At 64.0% G+C, this 12,669-nt stretch carries 13 protein-coding genes; 8 read left to right on the forward strand and 5 right to left on the reverse strand.

The window, feature by feature from the left end; translation table 11 throughout:
• The 3 genes from ACWAT4_RS23920 to ACWAT4_RS23930 form a co-directional block, all read right to left on the reverse strand.
• Positions 1-948, reverse strand: coding sequence for a carbohydrate ABC transporter permease (locus ACWAT4_RS23920; protein ID WP_212299248.1), 948 nt, complete (start codon positions 946-948; stop codon positions 1-3).
• A gap of 65 nt (positions 949-1,013) precedes the next feature.
• On the reverse strand, positions 1,014-2,327 hold the full coding sequence (locus tag ACWAT4_RS23925) for an ABC transporter substrate-binding protein (RefSeq protein WP_212299247.1): 1,314 nt from the start codon (positions 2,325-2,327) through the stop codon (positions 1,014-1,016).
• 54 nt (positions 2,328-2,381) lie between these two features.
• The gene (locus tag ACWAT4_RS23930) at positions 2,382-3,443 is read right to left on the reverse strand and encodes an ABC transporter ATP-binding protein (protein ID WP_212299246.1); all 1,062 of its coding nucleotides are present in this window, start codon (positions 3,441-3,443) and stop codon (positions 2,382-2,384) included.
• A 204-nt stretch (positions 3,444-3,647) separates the two neighbouring features.
• Between ACWAT4_RS23930 and gntR the strand changes: the two genes are divergently transcribed.
• The 5 genes from gntR (at position 3,648) to ACWAT4_RS23955 (ending at position 8,747) form a co-directional block, all read left to right on the forward strand.
• Entirely contained in the window at positions 3,648-4,742 is a 1,095-nt protein-coding gene (gene gntR / locus ACWAT4_RS23935) for an HTH-type transcriptional regulator GntR (protein ID WP_212299245.1), read from the forward strand.
• A gap of 127 nt (positions 4,743-4,869) precedes the next feature.
• Positions 4,870-6,699 carry an IlvD/Edd family dehydratase gene (locus ACWAT4_RS23940; RefSeq protein ID WP_212299244.1) on the forward strand — a complete coding sequence of 610 codons (1,830 nt, stop codon included), beginning with the start codon at positions 4,870-4,872 and terminating at the stop codon, positions 6,697-6,699.
• Between the two features lie 152 nt (positions 6,700-6,851).
• Positions 6,852-7,583 (forward strand): SDR family oxidoreductase, encoded by a 732-nt coding sequence (locus ACWAT4_RS23945; RefSeq protein WP_212299243.1) that lies wholly within the window; start codon positions 6,852-6,854, stop codon positions 7,581-7,583.
• 17 nt (positions 7,584-7,600) lie between these two features.
• Positions 7,601-8,347 carry an SDR family NAD(P)-dependent oxidoreductase gene (locus ACWAT4_RS23950; protein WP_449728216.1) on the forward strand — a complete coding sequence of 249 codons (747 nt, stop codon included), beginning with the start codon at positions 7,601-7,603 and terminating at the stop codon, positions 8,345-8,347.
• A gap of 7 nt (positions 8,348-8,354) precedes the next feature.
• Positions 8,355-8,747: a GFA family protein gene (locus ACWAT4_RS23955; protein WP_212425763.1), complete on the forward strand. Its 393-nt coding sequence runs from the start codon at positions 8,355-8,357 to the stop codon at positions 8,745-8,747.
• Between the two features lie 2 nt (positions 8,748-8,749).
• Here the strand turns inward: ACWAT4_RS23955 and ACWAT4_RS23960 are convergent, their stop codons facing one another.
• A complete protein-coding gene (locus ACWAT4_RS23960) occupies positions 8,750-9,661 on the reverse strand; it encodes a DMT family transporter (protein ID WP_449728217.1) in 912 nt (303 codons plus the stop codon).
• A 91-nt stretch (positions 9,662-9,752) separates the two neighbouring features.
• Here ACWAT4_RS23960 and ACWAT4_RS23965 point away from each other — a divergent pair, with 91 nt between their 5' ends.
• From ACWAT4_RS23965 to ACWAT4_RS23975, 3 genes are all read left to right on the forward strand, one after another.
• A complete protein-coding gene (locus ACWAT4_RS23965) occupies positions 9,753-10,619 on the forward strand; it encodes a LysR family transcriptional regulator (protein WP_449728218.1) in 867 nt (288 codons plus the stop codon).
• Positions 10,620-10,692: 73 nt separating this feature from the next.
• Complete coding sequence (locus ACWAT4_RS23970; protein WP_212299811.1) at positions 10,693-11,373, forward strand: site-2 protease family protein; 681 nt, start codon at positions 10,693-10,695, stop codon at positions 11,371-11,373.
• Positions 11,374-11,447: 74 nt separating this feature from the next.
• Complete coding sequence (locus ACWAT4_RS23975; protein ID WP_212299810.1) at positions 11,448-11,870, forward strand: hypothetical protein; 423 nt, start codon at positions 11,448-11,450, stop codon at positions 11,868-11,870.
• A gap of 7 nt (positions 11,871-11,877) precedes the next feature.
• Here ACWAT4_RS23975 and ACWAT4_RS23980 read toward each other — a convergent pair whose 3' ends face one another.
• Positions 11,878-12,669 (reverse strand): energy transducer TonB, encoded by a 792-nt coding sequence (locus ACWAT4_RS23980; protein ID WP_212299238.1) that lies wholly within the window; start codon positions 12,667-12,669, stop codon positions 11,878-11,880.

A 12,669-nucleotide genomic window follows, 5' to 3' on the forward strand; every position in this document is an offset into this window, starting at 1 on the left:
TCAGTCCCTCCCGCCCTGCTGCCAGCGTGAGCGTTGAAGCCCGAAGAAGCTGAGCAGGATCGCCGCGACCAGGAACGGGATCATCGCATTCGAGATCGCCGCGCCCTCGCCAAGGTTGCCGCCGGTGATGGCGCGCTGGAACGACAGCGTCGCCATCAGGTGCGTCGCATTGATCGGACCACCGCGCGTGATGGTGTAGATGAGCTGGAAGTCGGTAAAGGTCATCAGCACCGAGAACGTCATCACGACCGCGATGATCGGCGACAGCATCGGCAGCGTGATGTGGCGGAAGCGCTGCATGTTGGTGGCGCCGTCGAGGTTTGCGGCCTCGTAGAGCGACGGCGAGATGGTCTGCAATCCCGCCAGCAGCGTGATCGCGACGAAGGGCACGCCGCGCCAGATGTTGGCGAGCACGACGGACCAGCGCGCATTCCAGGGATCGCCGAGGAAATCGATGTAGTGGGTTAGCAGGCCCGCCTTGATCAGCACCCAGGAGATGATCGAGAACTGGCTGTCATAGATCCACCAGAAGGCGATCGCCGACAGCACGGTCGGCACCACGAAGGGCAACAGCACGATGGCGCGGACCATCGACTTGAACGGCAGCCGCTCGTTGAGCAGCAGGGCCAGATAGAGCCCGACCGCGAACTTCACGATGCTCGCGAACACCGTGTAGAAAATGGTATTGAACACCGACAGCCAGAACACGCTGTCCTTGGACAGCGAGACGAAGTTCTGGAAGCCGATGAAACGGCCGACGCCACCGATCTTGGTGTCGGTCATGCCGAGCCAGAACCCGAGCGCCAGCGGATAAGCCAGAAAGAGGATCAGGATGGCGATCGCCGGCACCATGAACATGGCGCCGAGAAAATTCCGGCTTTCGAACGCCCTGGTCCACAAGCTGCTGCGCTTGATCTGCGCGGCGACGGGCTCGGCGATAACGGCCATGTCGGACTCCCAAAAAGAACGACAACGGCGGCGCCCAGCGAACTGGACGCCGCCGCGCTAGCGGATCAGACCTGGTAGTAGCGCTTGGCGCGCTCGGCGGCGCGTTTCGCTGCCTCCTGCGGCGTGGCCGAGCCGGAGGCGGCTTCCGCGAACATATCGACCACGACGAAGTCGCCCATGACGGCGGCCGAGGCATAGCCAAGATCGCCGGCATAGCCGTTATCGCGGCAGCGCTTCAGACAGTCGCGATACGGCGTGATCTTGGGATCGGAGGTCCACACCGGATTGTCGTTATAGGCCGGGAGCGGCGGCGAGACGTAGCCGTTGGAGGCGACCTCCCAGGCGTCGTAGTTCTCCTTGTCCATCATGAACTTGATGTATTCCTTGACCGCCTTCGGATACTTCGAGTGCTTGTAGCCGTAGTAGACGAGGACGTTCTGCTGCTCGGTCGGCACGCCCACGGGCCCGATCGGCATCGGCGCATGATCCATGTCCTTGGCGATCTCCTGCTGCTTCGGATCGGTCGAGTTCTTGCCGACGGTCCAGATCGAGATGCCGTTCAGGGTGAGGCTGAGCTCGCCGTTCAGGAACGCCTTGTTGTTGTTGCTATCGTTCCACGACAGCACGCCCGGAATGAACGTCGCATAGAGCTGCTTCACGTATTCGATCGCGGCGATCGTCTCCGGCGAGTCGATCACGACCTCGTTCTTGTCGTTGACAACCTTGCCGCCGAACGCCCACAGCGCCCACTGGCACCAGCCGTTGGCATCGCCCGTGGCATGGCCGAGCGCGAAGCCCGCCGGCGTGTTGTTCTTCTTCAGGGCCTGGCACAGCTTGAGGAAGCCGTCGGTGTCCTTGGGGAATTGCTCGAAGCCCGCGGCTTTCACGTGGCTGATGCGGTAGTTCAGACAGCCGCCGGTCGCGCCTTGCGGAATGGCGATCCAGCCGTTGCCTTTCTTGCCGTAGCGCTCGGCCACCGGGTACCAGCCGCCATACTGCTTGCCGAGATAGTCGGCGACATCGGTCATGTCGATCAGCTTCTCGGGGAATTTGAAGGGGTCATCGAGCGTCCCGATGATGAGATCGGGACCGGCGCCGACGTTGGCGGCGACCGCGGCCTTGGGGCGAATGTCTTCCCAGCTCTCGGCCTCGAGCTTCACCTTGATGCCGGTCTTCTCGGAGAACTTCTTGGTCTGCTCGGCGAACTTGTCGAACTCGGCCTGGATGAACTGCTTCCAGCGCAGCACGCGGATAGAGGCGTTCGGCTCCGGCGTGTTGGTCCACTCCGCAGCCCGGACGGGGACGATACCTGGGCCAGCCAGCAACGCTGCGCCGCCCAGGCCGGCTTTAAGCACACTTCGCCTGTCGAAATCGCTCATCGTTCTCTCCCTAAATTTTATTTGTATTTGGCAGTCTTACGTCACGAAACGCCGCTACATGCGCTTACCCGTCGCCTCGTCGAACAGATGCACCAGCGCCGGGTCGGGCTTCAGCCGCACCTTGTCCCCCGGATTGAACTGGTGACGCTCGCGGAAGACCGCGACGACCTGCTCGCCGCCGACCTTCGCGAACACCTGCGTCTCCGAGCCGGTCGGCTCGACCACAACGATCTCCGCCTCGGCGCCATCATCGGCAATGGTGAAGTGCTCGGGCCGCACGCCGTAGACGGCGGGCTTGCCGTCGGAGCCGGCCGGCGCGGACTTGAGCGGCAGCTTGACGCCGTTCGGACCCTCGAAGGTCGCAACGCCGTTCACGCGCACATGGCCTTTGAGGAAGTTCATGGCGGGCGAGCCGATGAAGCCGGCGACGAACTGGTTTTCCGGCTTGTCATAGAGCTCGAGCGGCGTGCCCATCTGCTCGACAATGCCGTCGTGCATCACGACGATCTTGTCAGCCATGGTCATGGCCTCGATCTGGTCGTGGGTGACGTAAACGGTCGTGGTCTTGAGCCGCTGGTGCAATTCCTTGATCTCGGTGCGCATGGCAACGCGCAGCTTGGCGTCCAGGTTCGACAACGGCTCGTCGAACAGGAACACCTGGGGATCGCGTACGATGGCGCGGCCCATGGCGACGCGCTGGCGCTGGCCGCCGGAGAGCTGGCGCGGATAGCGATCGAGCAGCGGCGACAGTGCAAGGATCTCGGCGGCGCGCTTGACGCGTTTGTTGATCTCGTCGGAGCCGGCATTCCGCAGCTTCAGCGAGAAGCCCATGTTCTCGGCGACCGTCATGTGCGGATAGAGCGCGTAGTTCTGGAACACCATCGCAATGTCCCGCTCCTTCGGCTGGACATTGTTGACGACGCGGTCGCCGATCGAGATCGTGCCGGAGGTGATGTTCTCGAGGCCCGCGAGCATGCGCAGGAGCGTCGACTTGCCGCAGCCGGAGGGGCCAACCAGGACGACGAACTGGCCGTCCTCGATCGGGATCGAGACGCCGTGCAGGACCTCAAAATTGCCGAACGATTTCCGCACGTCGCGGATTTGCACAGACGACATCTAGCTCCCTCCTTCGACTAGACGACGCAATTGGCGCGCCGCCACCGTCTTGTTTTTTCTGAACTTCGCCGACCCGAAGCCCCTCTTAACAGGCGACATTGTCGGCAGTTTGTGCGGGTTTGGCAATTTGTCTTTGGTTAGTCGTTGCTGGTAGCGCTGTCAACGATCCTTTGTTTGCGGGAGCGGCTGTGTTAAGAGCAACAAATGGGTCGAAAGCGCACCAAGTCTGGCAAGATTCGGCTGGCCGAAGTCGCCGAGCTCGCCGGCGTGAGCCCGATTACGGCATCCCGCTTCTTCCGCAATCCGGAGGCGCTGTCGGTTGCCAAGCGGACGCGGGTCGAAAGCGCGGCCCGGGAGCTCGGCTATGTGCCTAACCTTGCGGCACGCGCACTTGCCTCGCAGCGCACCGAGGTGATCGGCGTCTTGATTCCGTCACTGACCAACAACGTGTTCTCCGACGTGCTGCGCGGCATCTACGACGCCTCCGAAGGGAGCCGCTACTCGATCCAGTTGTCCAACACGCGCTACAGTATTCTCCAGGAGGAGAAGCTGCTGCGCCTGTTTCTGGCGCAGAAGCCGGCGGGACTGATCGTCACCGGCATCGACCAGACCACGGAATCGCGCGCGATGCTGGAGGCAGCCGACTGCCCGATCGTCCAGATCATGGAGATCGGGCCGAGCCCAATCGACATGATGATCGGCTTTTCTCATTATGATGCAGCCCGCGCAGCGATTGCGCACCTGTTCGATCAGGGCCGCCGCAGGATCGGCTTCGTCGGCGCACGCATGGACCCGCGCGTGCAGCGCCGGCTCGACGGCTATGTCGCGGCCATGAAGGATGCCGGCCTGTTCGACCAAAGATTGACCGTGACGACGGCGACGCCAACGTCTGTGACGCTCGGCGGCGCGCTGTTCGCCGATCTGCTCGCCCGCGAGCCCGACATCGACGCGGTGTTCTGCGCCAACGACGACCTCGCGCTCGGCGTTCTCTTCGAGTGCCGGCGCCGGGAGATCGCGGTCCCCGAGCAGATCGCGATCGTCGGCTTCAACGATCTCGAATTCATGGCCTCCTCGGTGCCGACGCTGACGAGCGTGCGGACGAACCGCTACGAGATGGGCAGCACGGCCGCCGCGATGCTGATCGAGGCGATCGAAGGCAAGCGTCCGGAACAACCCGTGCTCGATCTCGGCTTTACCGTGATCGAGCGGCAGAGTTCGCAGATGCAGCGGCCGGCAGGTCCCCGCCCGCCGGAATGGTCGGCAGCCGTACAAAATGATAGCGTTACCAACGACCCATGAGTAGTATCGCAATTGTGAGGAAACGTTCGCCAGCAGGCGGGCCGTCGTTACATGCTCGCGCTGCCGGGCAGCGCACCGATCGACATCCGCAAAGTCGGCCCGTGCGTTTGCATTGAAGGAGAATCCAATGACAAAAAAGCCAACCAATGGGCACGCGCCCGCCGGCAACGGCACCCGCCGCCACCTTCGTTCGCAGGAATGGTTCAACAACCCGCACAATCCGGGCATGACCGCGCTTTATCTGGAGCGCTTCCTCAACTACGGACTGACGCGCGAGGAGCTGCAGGCCGGCAAGCCGATCATCGGGATCGCGCAGACCGGCAACGACCTCTCCCCCTGCAACCGCCACCACCTCGAGCTCGCGCATCGTGTCCGCGAAGGCATCCGTGAGGCCGGCGGCATTGCGATGGAATTCCCGACCCATCCGATCCAGGAGACCGGCAAGCGCCCGACCGCGGCGCTCGACCGCAACCTCGCCTATCTCGGCCTCGTCGAGGTGCTCTACGGCTACCCGCTCGACGGCGTGGTGCTGACGACCGGCTGCGACAAGACCACGCCGGCCTGCATGATGGCGGCGGCGACCGTGAACCTGCCCGCGATCGTGCTGTCGGGTGGGCCGATGCTGAACGGCTGGCATCAGGGCCAGCGCACCGGCTCGGGGACCATCGTCTGGAAGGCCCGCGAGCAGCTCGCCGCCGGCGAGATCGACTATGAAGGCTTCATCAACTTGGTGGCGTCCTCGACGCCCTCGGTCGGACACTGCAACACCATGGGCACCGCCTCGACCATGAACTCGCTTGCGGAAGCGCTCGGCTTCTCGCTGCCGGGCTGCGCGGCGATTCCCGCCCCACACCGCGAGCGTGGCCAGATCGCCTACGAGACCGGCAAGCGTATCGTCGAGATGGTCTGGGAGGACCTCAAACCCTCCGACATCCTGACCCGAGAGGCGTTCGAGAACTGCATCGTGGTCAATTCCGCGATCGGCGGCTCGACAAATGCGCCGATCCACATCAATGCGCTGGCGCGCCATGTCGGAGTCGAGCTGTCGATCGACGACTGGCAGAAATACGGCCACGACGTTCCGCTGATGGTCAATCTTCAGCCCGCCGGCTTCTATCTCGGCGAGGAATTCCACCGCGCCGGTGGCGTGCCGACCGTGGTCGGCGAGCTGATGAAGCACAAGCGCATCCATGAAAACGTCCTGACCGTGAACGGCCGCACCATCGGCGAGAACTGCAAGGGCGCGCCCAAGCCGGACGCCGACGTGATCTGGACTTACGACAAGCCGATGGTGAAGGACGCCGGCTTCATCGTGCTGCGCGGCAATCTGTTCGATTCCGCGATCATGAAGACCAGTGTGATCTCCAAGGAATTCCGCGACCGCTACCTGAGCAACCCCAAGGACCTCAACGCCTTCGAGGGCCGTGCCATCGTGTTCGAGGGGCCGGAGGATTACCACGAGCGGATCGAGGATCCCGCGCTCGGCATCGACGAGCACTGCGTGCTGTTCATCCGCGGTGCAGGCCCGATCGGCTACCCCGGCGGCGCCGAGGTCGTGAACATGCAGCCGCCGGCGGCCCTGATCAAGCGCGGCATCCTCGCCCTGCCCTGCATCGGCGACGGCCGTCAGTCCGGCACCTCGGGCTCGCCGTCGATCCTCAATGCCTCGCCGGAAGCTGCCGCCAATGGCGGACTTGCGATCCTCAGGACCGGCGACAAGGTGCGCATTGACCTCGACAAGGGCAGCGCCAACATCCTGATCTCCGACGAAGAGCTGAAGAAGCGCCACACCGAACTCAAGGCCGCCGGCGGCTTCAAGCATCCGCCGAACCAGACGCCGTGGCAGGAGATCTATCGCAACACCGTCGGCCAGCAATCGACCGGCGCCTGCATGGAGCTCGCCACGCGCTACCAGAACGTCGCTTCCACGTTCGGCGTGCCGCGGGATAATCACTAGCAGCTTCTGTCATTCCGGGGCGCGACGCAGTCGCGAACTCCGATGCGCAAAGTGCGCATCGGAGAATCCACAACCACTATCGGGAGTAAGGATTCCGGGCTCGCGCCAAGAGGCGCGCCCCGGAATGACCAACTCAAAGGGAGAACAAGAACATGGCAGACCGCCTCAAGGGCAAGCGCGCCGTCATCACGGCTGCGGCCGCTGGCATCGGGCGCGCATGCGCGCTCGCATTCGCGCGTGAAGGCGCAACCGTCATTGCGACCGACATCAACGAGGCCGGCATCGCCGGCCTGACCAAGGAGGGCATCGCCGAGGTCGCAAAACTCGACGTCCGCAACACCGCCGACGTCAACGCTTTTGCCAAGCGTGTCGGTAAGATCGACATCCTGCTCAATGCAGCCGGCTTCGTGCACCACGGCACCATCCTGGAATGCTCGGAAGAGGATTTTGACTTCTCGTTCGACCTCAACGTCAAGTCGATGCACCGGACCATCAGGGCGTTTCTGCCCGAGATGCTCGCGGGCGGCGGCGGCAGCATCGTCAACATCTCGTCCTGCGCGGCGCTGCGGCCGCCAGCAAACCGTTACGTCTACAGCTCGTCGAAGGCGGCGGTGTCGCTGCTGACGCGCGCGGTCGCGCTCGACTTCATCACCAAAGGTATCCGCTGCAACTCGATCTGCCCTGGCACCGTCGAGACGCCCTCGATGCTCGACCGCGCCGCCGCGCAGGGGCCGCAGGGCAAGGAGATGTTCATCTCACGCCAGAAGATGGGCCGGCTTGGCACCGCCGACGAAATCGCCAACATGGCGGTCTATCTCGGCAGCGACGAGAGCGCGTTCACCACCGGCGTCGATCTCGTCGTCGACGGCGGCTACATGCTCTGACGCCAGAGGCCGCCAGCATGAACAAGATTGATCTCAATGGTCGCGTCGCCGTCGTCACCGGCGGCGCGCAGGGGTTTGGCCGCGCCATTACCGAGCGCTTCGTCGCCTCCGGCGCCAAGGTCGCGATCTGGGATTTCGATGCCGCGCTGGCTGAGAAGACGGCCAAAGAGATCGGTGACAGCGTCCGCGCCGTCAAGGTCGATGTCACCGACACCGCCGGCGTCGAGCAGGCGCGCGATGCGACCTTGGCCGCCTTCGGCAAGGTCGACATCCTCGTCAACAATGCCGGCATTGCCGGCATCAACAAGCCGGTCTGGGATACCGACCTCGAGGAATGGCGCAAGGTGCTGCGCATCAACCTCGACGGCCCCTTCATCGTCTGCAAGGCGATCGTGCCCGTGATGCTCAAGCAGAAATACGGACGCATCGTCAACATCGCCTCTATCGCCGGCAAGGAAGGCAATCCGAACGCCTCGCACTATTCGGCCTCCAAGGCCGGTCTGATCGCGCTGACGAAGTCGCTCGGCAAGGAGCTCGCCGCGCATGACATCCTGGTCAATGCGGTGACGCCCGCGGCGGCGAAGACCGCGATCTTCGACCAGATGACGCAGCAGCATATCGATTTCATGCTGTCGAAGATCCCCAAGGCACGCTTCGTGCTGGTGGAAGAGCTCGCCGCGATGGTGGCGTGGCTTGCATCCGAAGACTGCGCCTTCTCCACCGGAGCCGTTTTCGACATCTCCGGCGGACGCGCAACCTACTGAGGCAGCCATGATCCGGGAAGGTGGATGCCTGTGCGGCGCGGTGCGGTTCAAGGCGGAGGGCGAGCCGCTGAACGTACGCATCTGTCATTGCCGCATTTGCCAGAAGGCGATGGGCTCGCCCTACTTCGCCCGCGCCCAGTTCGACCAGAAAGCGCTGACCATCACGGGCGAAACCGGCCGCTATGCATCTTCGGAGAATATCGACCGCGTGTTCTGCAAGATCTGCGGCACGCGGCTGTTCGCGTGGCGCCGCAACGGCACGCTAGCGGGCGTTGCGCTCGCGACCTTCGACGACCGCAACGCTTTTACGCCGACCGAGCACATCTGGGTCTCGGAAAAGCTCGCCTGGGTGACGCTCGACGACGGCCTGAAGCAATATCAGACGACCATCCCGGCGTGAGATCACGGCCGGCTTGAAACCGGGATGCTGGCGGCCTGAACGCGCTGGCCTGTCGTCGTGGCCAGCCAGATCCCGGCAAACACCGCGACGATGCCGGCCGCGAGATTCCAGCGCAGCGGCTCGTGCAACAGCCACGCGCCGACCAGCGATGCCGTGATTGGATTGACCGTGACCGAGATCGCCACGCGCGTTGGCGTCGTCCGCTCCAGTGCGAAGGCCCATAGATAAAAAGTCAGCGCCGCGCCGAATGCGCCCAGATAGAACGCGGCCAGCCATTGCGGCGTGCAAAAGCCTGCGACGGGGGCAAGGCTGCCGCGGGCACATGAGAGCAGGATGAGGCAGGCAGCGCCCGCCCCCATGCTCATGGTGGTAAAGGCGATCGGGCTGGAGCGCCGGATCAACGGCTTGGACCAGATGCCGTACAGAGCCATGCACAACGCAGCCGCCATCATCAGCAGATCGCCGCGCCAAGCCCCTGACGGCGCCGAGCCAAGGTCGGTGAGCAGCGCGACTGCCACGCCGAGCGTTGCCACCACGACACCGATCGATTTGCGCCAGGTCAGCGCTTCGCTGCCGAGTCCGGCGCCAATCACCAACGTCAACAGCGGCAGCGTGGACAGCGCGAGCGCTCCGCGCGCGGCCGTCGTGAAGATGAGCGATGCGTTGAACAAGATCGGAAACAGCGCGAAGAACAGGATGCCGAGCCCGATTGCGGCAGCCCAGTCACCGCGCTCCGGCCAGCGGTCGCCACGCAGCAGTGTCAGCGGCAACAGCAGGAGAAACCCGATGCCGAACCGGAACGAGCCGATCGCCAGCGGATCGATGCTCGTCACGAGATAGCGCGTGGCACCGATCGAGGCGCCGCCCAGCGCGCTCGACAGCACCGCGGCCAGAACGCCGAAAATCTCGCCCACGATCCCTCCTGTCCAACGCCTGGACGAACAGCATACGGGCCGTGCCGAAACTGGGAATGGAATTTCCATCATGCTGGGATAACGTTCGGTGATGACCACCCCCGATCTCGATCCTGATCTGCTCAAGGCCTTTCTCGCCGTCGCCGAGCATCGCTCGTTCACGCGTGCAGCCAATCAGTTGAACCGGACCCAGTCGGCGGTGAGCGTGCAGGTCAGGCGTCTGGAGCAACGGCTCGGCACAAAATTGTTTCAGCGCAATCGGGACGGTGTCGTGCCGACCGCCACGGGCGATGAGCTGCGCGCCTTTGCGCAGCGAATCCTTGCCCTCCAGGCGGAAGCGGTCGGCGCGCTGCGCGCCCGCAAGCCGGAGGCCGTCATCCGCCTCGGCGTGATGGACGATTACGGCACGATCGTCATTCCGCCGCTGCTGGCGAGCTTCGCCAAAGATCACCCGGCGGTTCGGGTCGAGATCGAGACTGGACTGACCGCGACCATGCCGGCCCGGCTCGGCGAGGCCTATGACCTCGTCATTGCCATGCACCCGCAAGGACACGGCGACGGCGAACTGCTCCGGCAAGAGCAGGCCGTCTGGGCCGCGGCCAGATCCTATACAGCCGAACCGCAGGATACCCTGCCCGTCGCGCTTTATCCGCCGGGGTGCCTGTTTCGACAATGGGCCGCAGACGCCCTCGATGCCGCGCGCCGGCCCTGGCGCCTCGCTTTCGTCAGCCGGACGCTTGCTGCGGTGGAGGCGATCGCGGCGCAGGGGTTCGCAATCACGGTCGTCAAAGCCGGCACCTTGCCTGCCCGGCTCCGCATCCTGTCGGAGTGTGATGGCCTCCCGCCGCTGCCCGGAGCGGACATCCGCCTCCACCGTACGCACAATCTGTCGCGTCCGGCGGCACTGCTCGCCGATCATCTGCAGCGTGGCATTTCGGAACAGGCCACCCTATGTTGACCTGAAGCGTTGCTGCACCGCCGGATTGGCCAGGTCGTCTGCAAGGCGACGGCAAAATCGGAACAGAGGCGACGTGAACATTTCCTATTATGACCTCTCGGTCTGGGTGCTGCCGCTGGTGCTCGCCATCACTTTCCACGAGGCCGCGCACGCGTTCGTCGCGCACCGTCTCGGCGACAACACCGCCTGGCAGCTCGGGCGCGTCAGCTTCAACCCGCTCCGTCACATCGACCCGTTCGGTACGTTGATCCTGCCGGCAATGCTGCTGTTTGCGCATTCGCCGTTCCTGTTCGGCTACGCCAAACCGGTGCCGGTGAATTTTCGCAACCTTAACAATCCGAAGCTGGACATGGTCTGGGTCGCCCTGGCCGGTCCCATCACCAATATCCTGCTGGCGCTCGTGGCCGGCCTCGCCGTCCACGCGCTGCCGTGGACACCCGCCAATTCGGCGCAATGGATCGCCGACAATCTCAGAAATGCGCTGCTGATCAACGCCGTGCTGGCCGTCTTCAACATGATGCCGATTCCGCCGCTCGACGGCGGGCGGGTCGCAGTCGGGCTATTGCCGCGGCCGCTCGCCCTGCCGCTGTCACGGCTCGAGCCGTTCGGCATGCTGATCCTGATCGCTCTCCTGATCCTGCTGCCGCTGGCAGGTTCCCAGTTCGGTCTAAATCTTGATGTTATTTCAGCAATACTGCGAACGTTGACCGGTTATGTGATTCAAGCTGTTCTCTTCGCTACCGGCAATGCGTAGTTGAAGCCGTTTAAAATCCTGCACTTTAAGACAAAGCCGAAGGGCTAGAGGCCAACTTGGTCAAAGCTGCCGATATGCTGATCGCGCGACGTGCCGACACCCGTGCCCGCGCCGATTTCGCCACCTGGAAGATGATGGCCAAACTGAATGGGCTGTCGGCCCTGCCACCGGACGCACAGGGCTTCCTCGACGGTTACAGGAAGCTGCTGGAGCGGATGAGCGAAGCCGAGGCGACCGAGGTCGCCATCGCCGAGGTCTACAAATCCTACTATCTGGAAATGGGTGGTGCCGGGAACCCGCCCGACGTCCGCAGCCGGCCGGCCGAACCCGTGACGGACAATGTTACCGCTTTCCGCCGCCCGGCGCCCAAGCCGAAAAAGGCCGCCATGTTCGGGGCGACGATGTTTGGTGGAACCGAGAAGCGCCCCCTCCCGGTGGCGCTGATCTTCGCCTGCCTGGTCGTGGTCTACGTCTCTATCAAATTCTACTGGCGCTGACGGCGGGCTATTTCGACGGCTTCTTGAAGTTCACCGGCAGGCTGAAGGCGAACTGATCGTCCGTGAGTTCGGCCGGTGGGACCGGCACGGGATCCGAACGGCGCACCATGGAGATGGCCTCGCTGTCGAAGGCGGGATCGCCTGAGGATTGCGCCACGTCGACGGAAACGACGTTCCCGCGGCGATTCAAGACCAGGCTGAGCTTGACCGTCGTCGTCTTGCTCCTGTCCTTGGGGTAGCGCTTGTGCAACTCGAAATAGGCGCTGATCCGCTTGCCCCATTCGGCCGTCAGCTTGCGAAGGTCCTTGCCGATACCCTGGTGGGGCGCGGCCGCCTTCTCGTCCTCGCGCGCGTTTTCGTCGAGCGCCTGCCTTGCCGATTCCTGGGCATTCGGCATCTCCTCGACGGCCTGGGTTTCGACCTTGGCCACCTTCGTGGTGTCCTCGACCGGCTTCTTGGAGTCGTTCTCGGTGACCAGGCGGTCCGGGTCTTCGGCTTCCTGAGGGATTTCCTTCGGCAGGTCGGTCTCTTTCACCTCGGCCTGCTGCTGCATCTGCTGCGGCTGGTACTGCGAGGCTTCGCTGTCCGGTCCGGGCGGTAGATCCGTCTCGGGGAGCTTTGGCGAGGTCATTTCGACGGCGTATTCCGCGCCGTTGGCGCCGAGGCCGTCCTCACCGTCATCGGTCCGGAGGTTGGCGAGCGCCAGCGCCGCCCCGCCGAGATGCAGGCCAATCGCCGCGACGGCGGCCAGGATCCACAACGGCCGCGAGGATTTTGCGTCGATCACAGGGTCGGACAT

Source organism: Bradyrhizobium sp. T-1 (genome assembly GCF_053592855.1).

Coding starts and splice junctions, on each gene's coding strand:
- ACWAT4_RS23920 (WP_212299248.1), bottom strand. CDS start 948: ATGGCCGTTATCGCCGAGCCCGTCGCCGCGCAGATCAAGCGCAGCAGC.
- ACWAT4_RS23925 (WP_212299247.1), bottom strand. CDS start 2,327: ATGAGCGATTTCGACAGGCGAAGTGTGCTTAAAGCCGGCCTGGGCGGC.
- ACWAT4_RS23930 (WP_212299246.1), bottom strand. CDS start 3,443: ATGTCGTCTGTGCAAATCCGCGACGTGCGGAAATCGTTCGGCAATTTT.
- gntR (WP_212299245.1), top strand. CDS start 3,648: ATGGGTCGAAAGCGCACCAAGTCTGGCAAGATTCGGCTGGCCGAAGTC.
- ACWAT4_RS23940 (WP_212299244.1), top strand. CDS start 4,870: ATGACAAAAAAGCCAACCAATGGGCACGCGCCCGCCGGCAACGGCACC.
- ACWAT4_RS23945 (WP_212299243.1), top strand. CDS start 6,852: ATGGCAGACCGCCTCAAGGGCAAGCGCGCCGTCATCACGGCTGCGGCC.
- ACWAT4_RS23950 (WP_449728216.1), top strand. CDS start 7,601: ATGAACAAGATTGATCTCAATGGTCGCGTCGCCGTCGTCACCGGCGGC.
- ACWAT4_RS23955 (WP_212425763.1), top strand. CDS start 8,355: ATGATCCGGGAAGGTGGATGCCTGTGCGGCGCGGTGCGGTTCAAGGCG.
- ACWAT4_RS23965 (WP_449728218.1), top strand. CDS start 9,753: ATGACCACCCCCGATCTCGATCCTGATCTGCTCAAGGCCTTTCTCGCC.
- ACWAT4_RS23975 (WP_212299810.1), top strand. CDS start 11,448: ATGCTGATCGCGCGACGTGCCGACACCCGTGCCCGCGCCGATTTCGCC.
- ACWAT4_RS23980 (WP_212299238.1), bottom strand. CDS start 12,669: ATGTCCGACCCTGTGATCGACGCAAAATCCTCGCGGCCGTTGTGGATC.